Annotated in this window: 18 protein-coding genes and 1 tRNA gene; 10 read left to right on the top strand and 9 right to left on the bottom strand. The window is 65.8% G+C overall.

Annotated features, from left to right (window positions below):
• Window positions 1-2: 2 nt before the first annotated feature.
• From T331_RS18625 to folP, 4 genes are read right to left on the bottom strand one after another with little or no spacing between them, the layout of a single operon-like run.
• Entirely contained in the window at window positions 3-1,538 is a 1,536-nt protein-coding gene (locus tag T331_RS18625; protein WP_081822287.1) for a methyl-accepting chemotaxis protein, read from the bottom strand.
• A gap of 60 nt (window positions 1,539-1,598) precedes the next feature.
• Window positions 1,599-2,393: a bifunctional hydroxymethylpyrimidine kinase/phosphomethylpyrimidine kinase gene (gene thiD, locus T331_RS0115225; protein ID WP_026440645.1), complete on the bottom strand. Its 795-nt coding sequence runs from the start codon at window positions 2,391-2,393 to the stop codon at window positions 1,599-1,601.
• Window positions 2,390-3,760: a phosphoglucosamine mutase gene (gene glmM / locus T331_RS0115220; protein ID WP_026440644.1), complete on the bottom strand. Its 1,371-nt coding sequence runs from the start codon at window positions 3,758-3,760 to the stop codon at window positions 2,390-2,392. Before glmM ends, thiD begins: the two co-directional genes overlap by 4 nt.
• Entirely contained in the window at window positions 3,753-4,592 is an 840-nt protein-coding gene (folP, locus tag T331_RS0115215; protein ID WP_026440643.1) for a dihydropteroate synthase, read from the bottom strand. Before folP ends, glmM begins: the two co-directional genes overlap by 8 nt.
• Before the next feature lie 95 nt (window positions 4,593-4,687).
• Between folP and T331_RS0115210 the strand changes: the two genes are divergently transcribed.
• The 4 genes from T331_RS0115210 to T331_RS18615 are packed head-to-tail and all read left to right on the top strand — an operon-like array spanning window position 4,688 to window position 8,740.
• A complete protein-coding gene (locus T331_RS0115210) occupies window positions 4,688-5,347 on the top strand; it encodes a glutathione S-transferase (protein ID WP_026440642.1) in 660 nt (219 codons plus the stop codon).
• Window positions 5,344-5,805, top strand: a complete 462-nt coding sequence (locus tag T331_RS19275; RefSeq protein ID WP_081822286.1) for a copper chaperone PCu(A)C — start codon at window positions 5,344-5,346, stop codon at window positions 5,803-5,805. The genes T331_RS0115210 and T331_RS19275 overlap by 4 nt, the downstream gene beginning before the upstream one ends.
• Before the next feature lie 29 nt (window positions 5,806-5,834).
• Window positions 5,835-7,463 (top strand): glycosyltransferase family protein, encoded by a 1,629-nt coding sequence (locus tag T331_RS0115200; protein WP_026440640.1) that lies wholly within the window; start codon window positions 5,835-5,837, stop codon window positions 7,461-7,463.
• The gene (locus tag T331_RS18615) at window positions 7,460-8,740 is read left to right on the top strand and encodes a glycosyltransferase family 4 protein (protein WP_051622421.1); all 1,281 of its coding nucleotides are present in this window, start codon (window positions 7,460-7,462) and stop codon (window positions 8,738-8,740) included. Before T331_RS0115200 ends, T331_RS18615 begins: the two co-directional genes overlap by 4 nt.
• Before the next feature lies 1 nt (window position 8,741).
• On the opposite strand, the gene T331_RS0115190 is transcribed toward T331_RS18615, so the two are convergent.
• Genes T331_RS0115190 through T331_RS0115180 form a run of 3 tightly spaced genes read right to left on the bottom strand, consistent with a single transcriptional unit; the run spans window position 8,742 to window position 11,455 of the window.
• Window positions 8,742-9,977 (bottom strand): MFS transporter, encoded by a 1,236-nt coding sequence (locus T331_RS0115190; RefSeq protein ID WP_026440639.1) that lies wholly within the window; start codon window positions 9,975-9,977, stop codon window positions 8,742-8,744.
• A gap of 6 nt (window positions 9,978-9,983) precedes the next feature.
• The gene (locus T331_RS0115185; protein ID WP_051622420.1) at window positions 9,984-10,664 is read right to left on the bottom strand and encodes a TVP38/TMEM64 family protein; all 681 of its coding nucleotides are present in this window, start codon (window positions 10,662-10,664) and stop codon (window positions 9,984-9,986) included.
• Entirely contained in the window at window positions 10,661-11,455 is a 795-nt protein-coding gene (locus T331_RS0115180) for a glycosyltransferase family 2 protein (RefSeq protein WP_211248742.1), read from the bottom strand. Before T331_RS0115180 ends, T331_RS0115185 begins: the two co-directional genes overlap by 4 nt.
• A 183-nt stretch (window positions 11,456-11,638) precedes the next feature.
• Between T331_RS0115180 and dksA the strand changes: the two genes are divergently transcribed.
• Window positions 11,639-12,052 (top strand): RNA polymerase-binding protein DksA, encoded by a 414-nt coding sequence (dksA, locus tag T331_RS0115175; protein ID WP_026440636.1) that lies wholly within the window; start codon window positions 11,639-11,641, stop codon window positions 12,050-12,052.
• A 189-nt stretch (window positions 12,053-12,241) separates the two neighbouring features.
• On the opposite strand, the gene rpoH is transcribed toward dksA, so the two are convergent.
• Both rpoH and T331_RS0115165 read right to left on the bottom strand, forming a co-directional pair.
• Window positions 12,242-13,150, bottom strand: coding sequence for an RNA polymerase sigma factor RpoH (gene rpoH, locus T331_RS0115170; protein ID WP_035180392.1), 909 nt, complete (start codon window positions 13,148-13,150; stop codon window positions 12,242-12,244).
• 233 nt (window positions 13,151-13,383) lie between these two features.
• Window positions 13,384-14,358: an RluA family pseudouridine synthase gene (locus tag T331_RS0115165; protein WP_026440634.1), complete on the bottom strand. Its 975-nt coding sequence runs from the start codon at window positions 14,356-14,358 to the stop codon at window positions 13,384-13,386.
• Between T331_RS0115165 and T331_RS0115160 the strand changes: the two genes are divergently transcribed.
• From T331_RS0115160 to T331_RS20635, 5 genes are all read left to right on the top strand, one after another.
• The gene (locus T331_RS0115160) at window positions 14,343-14,744 is read left to right on the top strand and encodes a hypothetical protein (protein WP_155992749.1); all 402 of its coding nucleotides are present in this window, start codon (window positions 14,343-14,345) and stop codon (window positions 14,742-14,744) included. The two genes, T331_RS0115165 and T331_RS0115160, sit on opposite strands and share 16 nt — an antisense overlap.
• A complete protein-coding gene (locus T331_RS19590; protein WP_026440632.1) occupies window positions 14,741-14,920 on the top strand; it encodes a DUF2256 domain-containing protein in 180 nt (59 codons plus the stop codon). Before T331_RS0115160 ends, T331_RS19590 begins: the two co-directional genes overlap by 4 nt.
• 17 nt (window positions 14,921-14,937) lie before the next feature.
• Window positions 14,938-15,013, top strand: a tRNA-Glu gene (locus tag T331_RS0115150).
• Between the two features lie 60 nt (window positions 15,014-15,073).
• Window positions 15,074-15,481, top strand: coding sequence for a DUF6538 domain-containing protein (locus T331_RS20640; protein ID WP_026440631.1), 408 nt, complete (start codon window positions 15,074-15,076; stop codon window positions 15,479-15,481).
• 19 nt (window positions 15,482-15,500) lie between these two features.
• Window positions 15,501-15,756: transposase (locus T331_RS20635; RefSeq protein ID WP_211248698.1), on the top strand; the 256-nt coding region annotated here is incomplete at its 3' end.

Raw genomic sequence — 15,756 nt, 5'->3', positions numbered from 1 at the left:
TTTCAAACCCGGCTTGCCGCCTGGGCGTTCACCCGCCGGCGGGCCGGGGTTGGCAGGCGGTTGAGGCTGGGCGGGGCGGAGGCGTTGCTGCCCAGGCGGAACGCCGCCAGCGACGCGTTCAGCCCGTCGATCTCCACCCGCAGCGAATGCACGGCGGCGGTGGTTTCCTCCACCATCGCGGTGCTTTGCTGCACGGCATTGCTCATTTGCCCCAGCGCTTCGTTCACCTCGCTCAGGCCACCGGACTGGTTGGCGGCGGTATTGGCGATGTCGGAGATCACCCCGTCGATCTGCCCGACCCCGCTCATGATGCCATCCAGCGTATCGCTGGTCTTGCGCACGAGATCGACACCTTGATTGACCTGCGAGGAGCTGGTGGAGATCAGCTCCTTGATCGCTTTCGCGGCTTCGGCCGAGCGCTGCGCCAGGGCGCGGACCTCGGAGGCGACGACGGCGAAACCCCGCCCTGCATCGCCGGCGCGCGCCGCCTCCACCCCGGCATTCAGCGCCAGCAAATTGGTCTGGAAGGCGATATCGTCGATCAGCCCGATGATCTGGCCGATCTCGCGCGAGGAGTTTTCGATCTGCCCCATCGCCTTGGCCGCCTCGGCGACGACATTGCGCGAATTCGCCGCCCCGGCATTCACGTGGCTGACCATCTTGTTGGCTTCGGCGGCGCCGCCGGCCATCTTGCGCAGGCCTTCGGTCAGCACGTTCAGCGCGGTGGTGGATTCGAGCAGGCTGGCGGATTGCTGCTCGGTGCGCTGGGCCATGTTGTCCGCCGCCTGGGACAGCTCCTCGATATTGCCGTTGATGGTGCGCGAGGAGTTCTGGATGCTGGAGAGGGTGGAGGCGAGCTTGTCCAGCGCGGCGTTGAAATCATCGCGTAGCCGGTCATACTCCCCTGGCATGGTGTTGCCGATGCGGTGGGTGAGATCGCCCGCCGCCATCGCCTCCATCGCCTGGCTCATCGTCCGCACCACCGCGGCGGCATTTTCCCGCGCCTTGGTTTCGGCGGCCAGGCGGGCGCGGTCGGAAACCTCCAGATATACGGTGATCGCCATTTCCATATCGAGCAGCGTCGTCTTGGTGACGGCGACGGCTTCCTCGATCGCCTGCTGGCGCATCTGGTTTTGCGCCGCGCCGAAGCGCGCCTTGGGCCAGCGCGCTTCCAGCAGCGCGGTGAGCAGATGCTCCAGCACGATGTTATAGCCGCCGATATACCAGCGCGGCTCCAGTCCGATCCTGGCATGCACCTCGCCGATGAAGGTGATGGCGCGGCCATAGGCTTCGTCCAGCCGGCCATCGGTGATGCCGTCCCAATGGGCGCGCTGCTTCTTCTTGGCGTGGCGCATCATCTCCTCGGAGGCGAAGAATTTCGCGGCCTCGGGGGTTTTGCGGATTTGCGTGTAGGAGGCGTCCAGCGCCTCCGGCAGGGCGGCCATGACGATGGGTTTCGCCCCCCGCAGCCGGGCGCGCAGAGGCTCGGATAGTTTGATGAAACTCAGCCGGTCGTTCAACGCCTTGATCATGGACATGCGGCTTGCTCGTGCTTGTTGAAGGTACGGGCAATACAGCAGGCCGCTTTTAAGATCGGATTAAAGCCGAACGGCCTCGATCGAAACGAGATGATTGACCGGCCCATGCCCGGCCCCCAGCCCCGGCGCGGTGGCGATGGCCGCCTGCAGATAGTCCCGCGCCCGGCGCACGGACGCCTCCAGCGCCAGCCCCTGCGCCAGAGATGTGGCGATGGCCGAGGACATGGTGCAGCCGGTGCCATGGGTGCTGCGGCTCTCGATCCGCGGCAGGGTGATCTCGATGACGCTGTCCCTGGTCACCAGCAGATCGGTCAGCGCCGCCCCCGTGCCATGCCCGCCTTTGATCAGCGCTGCCTTTGCCCCCATCTCCAGCAAACGCTCTCCGGCAGCCAGGCGCTCGGCTTGCGTGCCCACCGGCAGCCCGGTGATCTTCGCCGCTTCCGGCAGATTCGGGGTGATCAGCGCCGCACGTGGGATCAGCGTTTCGATCAGCGCCGCAATCGCCTCATCGGGTAGCAGCACGGCGCCTGAGGTGGCGACCATCACCGGGTCCAGCACCATCGGTACGCTGTCGGGCAGCGTCGCGGCGACGGCGCGGATGATGGCCGCATTGGTCAACATGCCGAGCTTGATCGCATCGACACCGATATCCTCGATCACGCAGCGCATCGCCAGCGCCACGAAGTCCGGCGGCACCGGATGCACATCCTTCACCCCCAGCGTGTTCTGCGCGGTGAGGCCGGTGATGGCGGTGCAGCCATAGCCGCCGAGCGCGGTGATGGTTTTCAGATCCGCCTCGATCCCGGCGCCGCCGCCGGAATCCGAGCCGGCAACTGTAAGGACACGCGCGATCATTCCGCCGCCTGCGCGGTGGCGGCGGCGATCTCGCCGCACAGCCCCTCGACGATCTCCTCGATCAGCCCCTGGTCTTCGCCTTCCGCCATCACCCGGATCAAGGGCTCGGTGCCCGACGGGCGGATCAGCACCCGGCCTGTGCCTGCCAGCCGCTTGGCGGCGGCCTCGATGGCGGCCTTGATATGCGGCAGCGCCAGCGGCGAGGCGCCGCGATAGCGGACATTGCGCAAAAGCTGCGGCAGCGGCGCGAACACCCGGCAGGCCTCGGAGGCGCGCTGGCCCGAGCGCACCAGCACCGAGAGCACCTGCAACGCCGCCACCAGCCCATCGCCGGTGGTGGCGAAATCCGAGAGGATGACATGGCCGGATTGCTCGCCGCCCAGATTTTTCTGCTCCGTGCGCATCGCTTCGGCCACATACCGGTCGCCGACCTTGGTGCGGGTGAGGCTGACGTCCAGATCCGCCAGAAACCGCTCCAGCCCGAGATTGGACATCACCGTGGCAACGATGCCGCCGCCGCGCAGATTGCCCGCCTGCGCCATGTCACGCGCGATCAGGCCCAAAATCTGGTCGCCATCGATGATCTCGCCGCGCTCATCGGCCAGGATGACGCGGTCCGCATCGCCATCCAGCGCGATGCCGATATCGGCATGATGTTCCAGCACCGCCTCGCACAGCGCCCTCGGCGCGGTGCTGCCAGCCTCGCGGTTGATGTTGAAGCCGTCGGGCGAGACGCCGAGCGGGATCACCTCGGCACCGAGTTCAAACAACGCCGCCGGCGCGACCTTGTAGGCGGCGCCATGCGCGCAATCGAGCACGATGCGCAGGCCGTCCAGCCGCAGGCCGCGCGGGAGCGAGAATTTCGCCGCCTCGATATAGCGCCCGGCCGCATCCACCAGCCGCGCCGCGCGGCCCAGCTTCTCGGGCGGCGCCATGCGCTCCGAAAGGTCTTCGGCCATCAGCGCCTCGATCTCGGCTTCCGTCTCGTCCGAGAGCTTGGCCCCGTCCGGGCCGAACAATTTGATGCCGTTATCCTCGAACGGGTTATGCGAGGCGGAGATGACCACGCCGAGATCCAGCCGCAGCGAGCGGGTGAGCATGGCGATCGCAGGTGTCGGCAGTGGCCCGGCCAGGGTCACGTTCATGCCGGCCGAGATGAAGCCGGCGGTCAGCGCCGGCTCCAGCATATAGCCGGAGAGGCGGGTATCCTTGCCGATGATGACACGGTGCCGGTGCTTGCCCCTGGTGAAGAGCAGCCCGGCCGCCTGGCCGAGCCGGAGCGCCATTTCCGCCGTCATTGGCGCTTTATTGGCGGTGCCGCGAATCCCGTCGGTTCCGAACAGGCGGCGTTGGGGCTGTTTATCCATCGTCTCTCTCTAAACTCCGCCAGACCCGTAAGGCTTTCACGGTCCCGGCCACGTCATGCACGCGCAATATATGCGCCCCTTGGCTCACGGCATAGGCCGCGGCGGCGAGGCTCTCCGGGTCGCGCAACCCCGCCTCGGTTTCCCCTGAGATTTCCCCCAGAAACCGCTTGCGCGAGAGGGCGATGAGCAGCGGATGGCCAAGGGCGGCCAGCCGCGCGGTGGCCTTCAGCACCACGATGTTCTGCGCCCCGATCTTGGCGAAGCCCAAACCAGGGTCCAGGCAGATCGCCTCCGGCTTGATCCCCGCCGTCAGAGCGGCGTCGCGCGCCGCCAGCAGCTCGGCTTCCACCGCGCCCACCACATCGTCATAGACCGCCAGGCTGTTCATCGTCGCCGGGGTGCCGCGCATATGCATCAGCACCACCGGGCAGCCGGTTTGCGCCACCAGCCTTGCCGCATCGGGATCGTGGCGCAGGGCGGAGACGTCATTGACGATCCGCGCCCCGGCCTCCAGCCCGGCCGCCATGGTCGCGGCGTTGCGTGTATCCAGCGAAATCACCGCGCCTTGCGCCGCCAGCGCGCGCACCACCGGCAGGATTCGGCTGATTTCCTCCTCCGGCGTCACCAAGGCCGCGCCGGGCCGGGTGCTCTCGCCGCCAATATCGAGAATATCAGCCCCCTGCGCCAGCATCCTTGCCCCGGCGGCGATGGCGGCATCGAGGCTGGCATGGGCGCCGCCATCGGAGAAGGAATCCGGTGTGACATTGAGGATTCCCATCACCAGCGGCCGCGTCAGCGCCAGCCCGGCCCAGATTTTCGGTGCGTCTGCCATGCCGGCCCGTATCATGCCGGGCCGCGCCGGGGCCAGCCTTGCCACGCGCCGGGGGATATGGCCTTTGCTGGAGGTAGGTTCAAACGAGGTGCTGAATGACGGCGAAGCTTTATCTGGGCACGGCGCGCTATTCCTCCTGGTCGCTGCGCGGCTTTCTGCTGGTGCGGCTGGCCGGGCTGCGGGCGCAGGAGATTTTCGTGCCGCTGGCCGGCGGCAACTCCCCGGAAGTGAAGAAAATCTCGCCCAGCGGCATGGTGCCCTGCCTGGAGCATGAGGGCGCCACGGTGTGGGAGAGCCTCGCCATCGCCGAATATTGCGCCGAGATCACCCCCAGCCTGTGGCCGGCGGAGCGCCTGGCCAGGGCGCAGGCCCGGGCCATCGCCGCTGAGATGCATGCGGGCTTCCGCGCCTTGCGCATTGCCATGCCGATGGTGCTGGGCCGCCCGGATTATGCCGGGCTCGGCCGCAATGAAGAGAGCCGGGCCGATATCGCCCGCATCGAGGCGATCTGGGCTGAAACCCGGGCGAAATTCGGCGCCGGTGGGCCGTTCCTGTTCGGGGCGGACTTCACCGCCGCCGACGCCATGTACGCCCCCGTGGTGGCGCGCTTCCTCACCTTCCAGCCGGCGCTCTCGCACACTTCCAAGGCCTATTGCGCCGCAGTGCGCGCGCATCCCTTGGTTGCGGAATGGTACGAGATCGCGGCAAAAGAACCGGACTCCTGGAAACTCGAGAAATATGAGAGCCTCGCATGATGTCGCGTAAAATTCTGCTGGCGCTGCCGGTTCTGGCCGTTCCCTTGCTCGCTGCCCCCCTGCTTGCGGGGCAGGGCGCCCTGGCCGCCACCACCACCCCGGCGATCAATATCCGGGTGGATCACGGCTCGGTCTATATGACCAAGGATAAGCAGACCAGCACGCAAGGCTTTCTGCAGATCCATAATGACGGCTCGACCGACGATGTGCTGACCGGCTGGGATTGCAGCAATGCCGACAAGACCGCGCTGCTGGACAAGGACGGCAAGCCGCTGACCGAGCTGCGCATCCCCGCCCGGCAGAGCGTCACGCTGGCGCCGGGCAGGGATTATTTCGCCCTCAGCGGGCTGCGCTATCCGGTGCAGCGCGGGAGCATCATGCCCTGCGCGCTGACCTTTCAGCAGGCGGGGCAGGTGGGGGCGTTCCTCAACGAGGTGAAGCCGCCGAAGCAAAAATGAGGCTGTGATGGGCTGGGGCGGAGAGTGGCATGAGTGAGGGGGGCAAAAAGCCGGCGAAGGGCCAGGCCTTGGCGCCGGTGCCGCCGGATTTCGATGAGCAGACCTATCTGCGCCTGAACCCGGACGTGCTGGTGGCGGTGGCGGAAGGCAAGTTCCGCTCCGGGCGCGAGCATTATGAGCATTATGGCCGCGCCGAGGGCCGGCTTGCCTTCACCCCTGGCGGGCTGCCGCGGGATCGCGTCATCATCACCGCCCGTCCCGGCCAGGCGGATGCCGCGCCGCGCGTGCCCGCCGGGGCGATCGACGCGGTGCAGCTCTCCGCCTCCGGCGGGCTCTATGTCATTGGCTGGGTCAATGACGCGCTGGACCGGCTGGATGCGATCGAGCTTTACGTCGCCGGCTGGTCGATGGCGTTTTCCGCCGCCGGGCTGGCCCGCACCCGCCGGCCGGATGCGGAAAAGGCGTTGGGGCTGCAGCAGCCGCACGCCATCGGCTTCTGGGGCTTTCTTTACGCCGGGCAGCGGCTGATGCCGGGCAAATGTAATCTGGTGATGCGGCTGAAATCCGGCGCCGAGCTGGCGGTGATCGTCAGCATCGAGCCGATGGAGGATCTGGCGCTGCGCGGCGTCGTGCTGCAGCAACTGGCCGGCGGGCATTATCCGGGGCCGAGCTATTTCAACGCCGTCGCCGCGATCGAGGCGGGGATCGGCGAGCAGCTGGTGGATTTCAGCCGGATGCTGACCCGCCGCGCGGTGAGCGCGCCTTATATCGAGCGGTTTCACCAGCCCGGACGGGCGCTTTCCGGCTCCGTCATCGTCTGCCTGTTCGGCAAGCCGGATTATCTGATCCTGCAGCAGGCGCTGCTGGCCCGGCAGGCGCGGGCCGGGGCGTATGAATATATCTATGTCTGCAACAGCCCGGAGCTGGCGGAGCGGCTGCAGAAGGATGCGCGCATCGCCCATCTCACCCATGGGCTGGATATCACGCTGATTTTGCTGCCGGAGAATGCCGGCTTCGCCGCCGCCAACAACCTCGCCGCCAGCCATGCCCGTACCGACCGGCTGCTGCTGCTGAACCCGGACGTGTTCCCGAAAGCCGCTGGCGAGATGGCGCGGCATCTTGAACTCGTCGCTAGCGCGCCGCCGGCGCAGACCCGGCTGCTTGGCGCGGCACTTTATTACGATGACGGCGCGCTGATGCATGCCGGCATGTATTTCGAGGCGGATCGCTGCCCCGGCTTTGCCATGGCGCGGCGGGAGGATCTGACCCTGTTGCGGGTGGAGCATTACGGCAAGGGCGCGCCGGCCGAGGATGCGGCGCTGCTGCGCCCGCGCTTCGTGCCGGCGATCACCGGGGCCTTCATGTCGATCGCGCGGGACTGGTTCGAGACGCTGGACGGCTTCTCCGAGGATTACATCTTCGGCCATTACGAGGATGCGGATTTGTGCCTGCGTAGCCTGGAAGCCGGGCAGCCGGCCTTCCAGAGCGATCTGCGGTTCTATCATCTGGAGGGCAAAGGCGGGGCGCGGCAGGGCCAGCATGAGGGCGGGGCGGCGGTGAATCGCTGGCTGTTCAATCATCGCTGGGGGGCGCTGGCGGCGCGCGCGCTGATGGGGCCAAGCCCTTCGCATGAGGCTTTGCAGGGAGATCCGGCATGAAGGTGCTGATCATCGCCATGTACCATCCCGAGCTGGTGCGCGGCGGCTCCCAGCAGGTGGCCTATGAGCTGTTCCAGGCGCTGCGGGACATGCCCGGCATCGCGCCGACGCTGCTCTGCTCGGCCGACCATAACAGCCCGGCGATGTTCAAGAGCGGGGCGCGGATCACCGGCTTTGATGGACGGCCGGATGAGTTCCTGTTCCTCAGCCATGATTATGACTATGTCTGGCAGAAATTACCGCTGCCGCTGCAGGCTGAAGCCTTTGTCGACTTCCTGCGGCGTCTCCAGCCGGATGTGGTGCATTTCCACCATTTCATGACCTACGGCATCGATTATCTCTCGCTGGCGCGCAGCGCGCTGCCGGCGGCGAAGATCGTGTTTACCGCGCATGAGTTCCTGACCATCTGCGCGCTGGATGGCCATATGGTGCGCAAGACCGATGGCGCGCTCTGCGACAAGGCCAGCCAGGTGCGCTGCCACCAATGCCTGCCCCAGCGCAGCCCGGAAGAGTTCTTCCTGCGCGAACATTGGATGAAGGCGCATCTGGCTGCGGTGGATCTGTTCACCGTGCCCAGCCGCTTCATGATCCAGATATTCGCCGATTGGGGGCTGGAGGCGGCGAAATTCCGGCATGTGCCGAACGGGCTGGAACTGCCGGCGCCAGTGCGTGAAACCGCCGCCACCCCGCGCAACCGGTTCGGGTTTTTCGGCCAGCTGATCGATGCCAAGGGCATCCATGTGCTGCTGGAGGCGGTGACCATTCTGCGCGCCGAGGGGTTCAGTGATTTTTCGCTGGAGATCAACGGCGAGAACATGCATTTCGCCAGCCCGCAGCGCCGCCAGGAGATGGAGGCGTTCTTCGCCAAGGAGGCCGCCAAGCCCCTGGAGGCACAGCACGTGCGTTTCAATGGCGGCTATCATCACAGCCAGCTTGCCGCGCGCATGGCGCGGGTGGATTGGGTGGTGGTGCCCTCGACCTGGTGGGAGATTTTCTGTCTGGTGATCTCGGAAGCCTGGGCCTGCGGCCGGCCGGTGATCGCCTCCAACAAAGGCGGCCCGGCGGAGCGCATCGCCGATGGCGAGACCGGGCTGCTGTTCCAGCTGGGCGATGCCCGCGCCCTGGCCGAGACCATGCGCAGGGCGGCGACCGAGCCGAAATTATGGGACAAGATGCACCGCGCCATCACCCCGCCGCCGGGGCGGGCGGAGATGGCGGCGCAGTATCTGGACATCTATAAGGATCTGCTTGGCGCGCTTTCGTTGGCGGCGCAGTGATCTAGAATTCTTGCTGAACGCTGTGCGGGGTAAATAGCCGCCCGCGTTCGGCGATGGCCACCACCGCGAATCCGGCCAGGCTGCAGAGGCAGAAGCCCAGCGCCAGCGGCCGCAACGTGCCGTCGAATTGCAGCCCGATGACGATGCCGATCAGCGCCGAGCCCAGCATGTTGATGAAGCCCTGCACCGCGGCGGCGGTGCCGGCGATATGGCCGAGCGGCTCCATCGAAATGGCGGAGAAATTCCCGGCCAACAGGCCGAAGGAGAACATCATCGCGGTCTGGATGATGGCGAAATGCCAGAGCGTGTCGGTGCCGGCGAAGGCGGCGCCGGCCTGGGCGGCGGCGGTGAGGATGAAGCCCAGCATCGCCCCATGGGAGAGGCGGCGCATGCCGAAACGCTCGACCAGCCGGGCATTCAGCAGCGCCGCCAGCGCCATGCTGACCGAGCAGATGGCAAAGATGGGGGGAAACAGAGCCGGGCGGTGAAAAATCTCGGCGAAGACCTGCTGGGCGGAATAGAGGAAGCCGAGCCAGGCGCCGAGCAGCAGCATCGCCGCCAGCGTATAGCCGAGCGCGGTGCGGTTACGTAGCGTCGCAATCGCAGCGCTACGAAAGGGCCGCCAGGCGACGGGGCGGCGATCCGCCAGGGCCTGCGTCTCCGGCAGCCGCCAGGCGACCCAGAGGGCGGTGAGCCCGGCATAGAGGCCGAGCGCCACGAAAATCGCCCGCCAGGGGGCCACCAGCAGCAAGGCCTGGCCAAGCGAAGGGGCGATGATCGGCGCGCCGAGAAACACCATGAAGGAGAGCGAATTCACCTTCGCCATCTGCCGGCCGGCATAGCAGTCGCGGATCAAGGCGGTGACCATCACCTGCGAGCCGGCGGCGGCCAGCCCCATGGCGGCGCGGGCGGCAAGCAGGGCATTGAAGCTGCCAGCCAGAGCGGCGGCGAAGGCGCAGAGCGTGTAGAGCCCGAGGCAGCCCAGCAGCAGCTTTCGCCGCCCGAAACGGTCCGCCACCAGCCCGTAGCCGAGCTGGCTGGCGCCGAAGGCGATGACGAAAATGGCGATGACCCATTGCCGCTGATTGCCCTCGCCCAGGTGAAAGCTCGCGGCGATGGCGCCAAGCGCTGGGACCATCATGTCGATGGCCAGGGCGACGATGGTCTGGATGATGGCGATGGTGGCGACGAAGGCGCCGAAGGAGAGGCCGGGATGCGGGGAGGGGGCGCCTTGCATGGCCGCCTATATGGCGGGACGGCTCCGCCGCCACAACACCACGCCCAGCAGGGCGGAGATGAGGAAGGTGGTGGCCCCCAGCATCAGGATATAAGCATGGTCCGGCACGCTGCCGCGCCCTAGCAGGGCGAAGACCACGGTTTGCGGGATGAAGCCGATGGCGGAGGCGGCCAGGAACGGCAGCAACCGCACGGAGGTGAGGCCGGCGGCGAGGTTGAGCAGCAGATTATTGCCCACCGGCATCAGCCGTAGCATCAGTGTGGCGGTGAAAGGGTGGCGGACCAAGGTGCGATCCACCCAGGCCAGGCGCTTGCCGAATTTGCGCCGGCAGAAATCCTGCGCCACAGCGCGGGCCCAGATGAAATCCAGGCTGCAGGCGAGCACCTGCGCCACCAGGGCGATGGCGGTGCCATAGAGCGGGCCAAAGGCATAGCCGGCGGCGAAGGCGGGGATCTGCCGGGGCAGGCCGATGGCGATGAGCAAAGTGGAGAGCACCAGGAACAGCCCCTGGCCGCGCGCCCCGCCCTGGGCCAGCAGGCTGGCAAGCGTGCTCTGCGCGGCGCCATGGCCGAGCAGCGGCAGCGCGGCGGCAATGGCGATCAGCCCCCCCGCCATCAAGGCCGGTTTCAGCGCCTTGGAGGTGACGGCGGCGAGCCCCATGGCGCGGGAGGGCTGCTCTTTATTCATTCGACGATCTCGACCTGGGGTACCTTCCAGCGGCGCTGCAGCCAGGCGACCCCGGCGAGATCGACGATGCCGACCTTCAGACGCTGCCAGTTATTGTAATGCGAGGCGCCATGGGCGCGGGCATGGTGGCGCACCGGCACCGAGACCACCTGGCCGCCGGCGCGGATGAACAGAGCCGGCAGGAAGCGGTGGATATGGTCGAAATGCGGCAGCTCCAGGAAGGCCTGGCGGCGGAACAGCTTGGCGCCGCAGCCGGTATCGGGCGTGGCATCCTTCAGCGCCCAGGCGCGCACGCGGTTGGCCAGGCGTGAGCCATAGCGCTTGGCGTTGGTATCCTGCCGGTTGACGCGGTGGCCGGCGATGAGCACCGGCAACGGGCCCTTGGCCTCGGCGGTGCGGATGGCCTCCAGCATGGCGGGAATATCCGCCGGGTCGTTCTGGCCATCGCCATCCAGCGTGGCGATATAGGTGCCCTTGGCGTGCTTGACGCCGGTGATGACGGCGCCGCTCTGGCCGCAGCTCTTGGCGTGGCGCAGCCGTACCAGGGTGGGCAGGGTCTGGGCGATTTCGGCCAGGATCCGCGGCGTGGCATCTGAACTGCCGTCATCGACATACAGAATCTCGTGGGCGAGCCCGGCCAGGGCCGTGCTGATCGCCTCGATCAGCGGCTTCAGGTTGGGGGCCTCGTTATGCACCGGCACCACGACCGAAATCAGCGGTGCGCCAAGGGCAAAATTGGCTTCGGAGATCGGGCGCGGATCGATGTTCATGATGGCATTAACAATCAGCATTGGGGCGTATCTATGGCGTTGCACCCGGTTTGCATTGCGAATTGTGACATGGGGCGCGCTGGCGCGGGCCGCAAGAGCCGGCGCGCCGCTTGGCTTGTTCCCTGTGCATCGCTATAAGCCCGCTCGACCATACGGGGGCGGGTAACAGGACTCGCCTAAAAGATTTAAGGATCTGACGGAATGCTGATTTCGTTACCGCCGGATTATCGGCCATCGGACGACGAAGAGTTCATGAATCCGATGCAGACCGAGTATTTCCGCCAGAAATTGCTGCGCTGGCGGGCTGATCTGGTAAAGGAAGCCAATGGGACGCTGGCCTCGCTCGGCGAGGGCGGAATTCTGGAAGCCGACATCACCGACCGCGCCAGCGTGGAGACCGACCGGGCGCTGGAGCTGCGCACCCGGGACCGGGCGCGCAAGCTGATCGGCAAGATCGACCAGGCGCTGCTGCGGATCGAGAATGGCTCTTACGGGTTCTGTGAGGAAACCGGCGAGCCGATCGGCCTGAAGCGGCTGGAGGCGCGGCCGATCGCGACCATGTCGATCGAGGCGCAGGAGCGCCATGAGCGGATGGAAAAAGTTCACCGCGACGACTAGGCACAAAAAACCGGGGCAAATGCCCCGGTTTTTTGTGCCCGATAAATAAGTTGCAAAAGTTTTTTGGGGGTGCCCTTTTTTTTCAAAAAAGGGGCGCAAAACGTTCCGGGTGTTGGCAGGACGTTGCCAACACTCCGAACGTTTGTGGGGTGTTTTTGAAAAAACACCCCACACCCCCAAAAACTTTTATTAGTTGAGCCGCAGCGCCGCGGCGTTTGCGTTGGCCACCTGGCGCTGCTCGGCCACCTGGGCCTTCATCGATTTCTGCAGCTTCTCGAACGCCCGCACCTCGATCTGGCGCACGCGCTCGCGGGAGATGTCATAATGCTGGGAGAGATCTTCCAGCGTGGTCGGGTTGTCCTTCAGGCGACGCTCGACCAGGATATGGCGCTCACGCTCGGAGAGGGTCTTCAGCGCGGTGGCGAGCAGGGCCTTGCGGCCGGTCAGCTCCTCGCGCTCGGCCAACTCGGTTTCCTGGCTTTCGGAGTCGTCCACCAGCCAATCCTGCCATTCGCCCTCGCCATCCATCTTGATCGGCGCGTTCAGCGAATTATCCGGCGAGGAGATGCGGCGGTTCATGTTCACCACATCCTGCTCGGGCACATCCAGCACGGTGGCGATCTTGGTGACCTGCTCGGGGGAGAGGTCGCCGTCATCGATCGCCTGCATCTGGCCCTTCAGGCGGCGCAGATTGAAGAACAGTTTCTTCTGCGCGGCGGTGGTGCCCATTTTCACCAGGGACCAGCTATGCAGGATATATTCTTGGATGGCCGCGCGGATCCACCACATCGCATAAGTGGACAAGCGGAAGCCACGATCCGGATCGAACCGGCGGACGGCCTGCATCATGCCGACATTGCCTTCAGAGATCAGCTCGGAGACAGGCAGGCCGTAGCCGCGATAGCCCATGGCGATCTTGGCGACGAGACGAAGATGAGAATTGACCAGCTTGTGGGCGGCCTGGTGGTCGCCATGGTCACGCCAGGAGCGGGCCAGCGCCTCCTCCTCCGGGTGGGAGAGCATCGGGTATTTGCGGATCTCCTGCATATAGCGGGAGAGGCTGGCATCGGGCGCCAGGCTGGACATTGTGGAGGCCATACGGAAACTCCTCGGCTTTCGTCTCCTCCGCTCTGGCCCAGCCAATCCGGCGCCGGCAAAGGAAACGTCATTTGAATTTTTTCAACGCTCAGACATTAACAAACTTATCCCGCGGCGCCGCTTAAAAGCGGCTAAACAAATGGTCAGGAATGTTCATGAACTGAACGCGTCGAGGCGGAGTGTACGTACGTTCGTCCGGAGACGTCAATAAAAACGACCGTCTTAGTCCTGTTTCAGGCGCATGCGAGCAATGCGTCATGCAAGGCTTTGAAATCGCTGGGTGGGGGGCTGGTGAAGCGCAAAGCCGCGCCGGTGATGGGGTGGGCGAAGCCCAAAGTTTCGGCGTGCAGGGCCTGGCGGGGGAAGTCCAGAGCCATGTCCCGGACCTCCGGCGGCAGCAATTTCGCAGCCGCCGGGCGGCGGCGCAGATAGACCGGATCGCCGATCAGCGGATGGCCGATATGGGCCAGATGCACGCGGATCTGGTGGGTGCGCCCGGTCTCCAGCCGGCAGGCGATCAAAGAAGCCGCCAGCCCCGCCTGCTCCAGCACCTGATAATTGGTGGCGGCGTGTTTGCCGTTGCTTTTGACCACCGCCATGCGCTTGCGGTCCTTCGGGTCGCGGCCGATATCACCCTCGATTCGGCCCTTGGCGGGATTGGGCAGGCCCCAGCACAAAGCCAGATAACGGCGCTCAATGTCGCGGGCGGCGAAGGTGGCGGAGAGGCGGGTGAGGGCAAGCTCGGTTTTCGCCACCACCATGAGGCCGGAGGTGTCCTTGTCCAGCCGGTGGACGATGCCGGGCCGGCGCTCGCCGCCAATGCCGGTTAGGCTCTCGCCGCAATGGGCGATGAGGGCATTGACCAGCGTGCCGTCCGGGTTGCCGGGGGCGGGGTGGACGACCATGCCGGCGGCTTTATCGAGGATGAGCAGGGCGTCATCCTCATAAAGAATGTCCAGCGGCAGCGATTCGGGCTGGGGCAAAGCGGGCGCGGCGGCGGGCAAAGCGAGCTGGTAGAGGGTGCCGGGCTGCACGGTCTCGGAGGCGTCGGTGGTGACGGTGCCGTCGCGCCTGCAGGCCCCCTCCAGGATCAAGGCCTTGACGCGGGAGCGCGAGATGGTGCCGATGCGCGCGGCAAGGTAGGAATCAAGCCGCTGCCCGGATGCGTCCGGGCCAGCCAGGATGGAGTGAGATGCAGGATCAGCCACAGAATCTACGCGGGTTGAAGGCGGCGGTGGGGATTATGGGGGTGCTGATCGTCATCGGCACCACGGTCGTCATCGGCACGATCATTCACCGTCTCTATGCCAGATTTTCCGCGCCGTCGACGCCGAGCGTGGCGGCGGCCAGCGTGCCGGCGCCGGGTGCCGTGCAGGGCGCCGTGCAGGGCGTGGTGGCGCAGGGCGCGGCGGTGCCGGCCGGCGGCGGCCCGGCGGCGGGCGGCATGGTGGCGTTGCAACCGGGCGAGCGCGTGGCGGGAATCGCCAGCGCCGGGGCGGATCTGGCGATCTGGGTGCGCGGCCCGCAGGGCGAGCGCGTGCTGCTGCTGGACCCCGCCACCGGCCAGAGCCATGCGGTGCTGGCCGGGCCGTGAAGAGCGCGCGGCCCGAAAAAATCTGCCCGGCCTGCGGCCGCCCCTTCGCCTGGCGGCGGAAATGGGCGAAAACCTGGGACCAAGTGAAATATTGCTCCGCCGCCTGCCGGGAGGGGCGATATGAGCGCGCAAAAAAAGATGCTTTGCCGCTTGTCAGGCCCCGCGCGGTAGATTAAGCAGCGCCCCACCTTTAGTCCCCATCGTCTAGAGGCCTAGGACATCGCCCTTTCACGGCGGTAACAGGGGTTCGAATCCCCTTGGGGACGCCATTCCATCTAACATATTGATATCTTTAGATATTTAAGGGTGTCTTCCCGTGCTTGTGACACATGCTTGTGACACACGGGACGACATTCATGGCGATGTGTTCGTACGTCGAGAGACGGCGTCAAAGATATTATTTCCGAGCCCGGCTTCCGGCCGACTTAGCTTTCGTTTTGGAGCAAACGCACGTCGTGGGGTCGCTGATGACCAACGATGCGCGGGTCGCAAAAATTCGCGCTGCAAGATTCTACTTAGATTATGCGGCTTGCCTCCACATACTCGTATCCAAGATGCGAGACACCTTCCACAGCTTGGACATACAGGACGCGAGAGACTTGTCTCTGGCGACTGCTGCGTTTGAGCTAGGGCGGGCGTATGAGGAGGAGCAGCAGAAATTAAAACAGGAGTATGGTAACCGCTGCGAGCGCCCCACCTCGCGGCGCGGGTTTATTTGCTGGACACTGCCTCCCTGAATTTGGGTGAGGTGATATTGTGGATAATGACGGTCCTAATGGCAGGCATCAGCACAGTCCTGAGGACGTTGATTACCGCCGGGTTGAGGTGATCACGGGCCGGCGGCGGCGGCGGGATTGGACGGCGGATGAGAAGGCGGAGATTCTTACCGCGTGCATGGCGCCCGGAATGAAGATCGCGGCGGTGGCGCGCCGTTATGGGGTCAACCGTGGTTTGCTTTGGACGTGGCGCCGGCAGGCGATGGATGATTTGGTGGCGGCGACAGCGCCGCATT

Source organism: Acidocella facilis ATCC 35904, assembly GCF_000687875.1.
In the GTDB taxonomy this organism is placed as follows: Bacteria; Pseudomonadota; Alphaproteobacteria; order Acetobacterales; family Acetobacteraceae; genus Acidocella; species Acidocella facilis.
The sequence above is the reverse complement of the archived record's forward strand: the minus strand, read 5'-3'. Positions and strand labels throughout refer to the sequence as shown.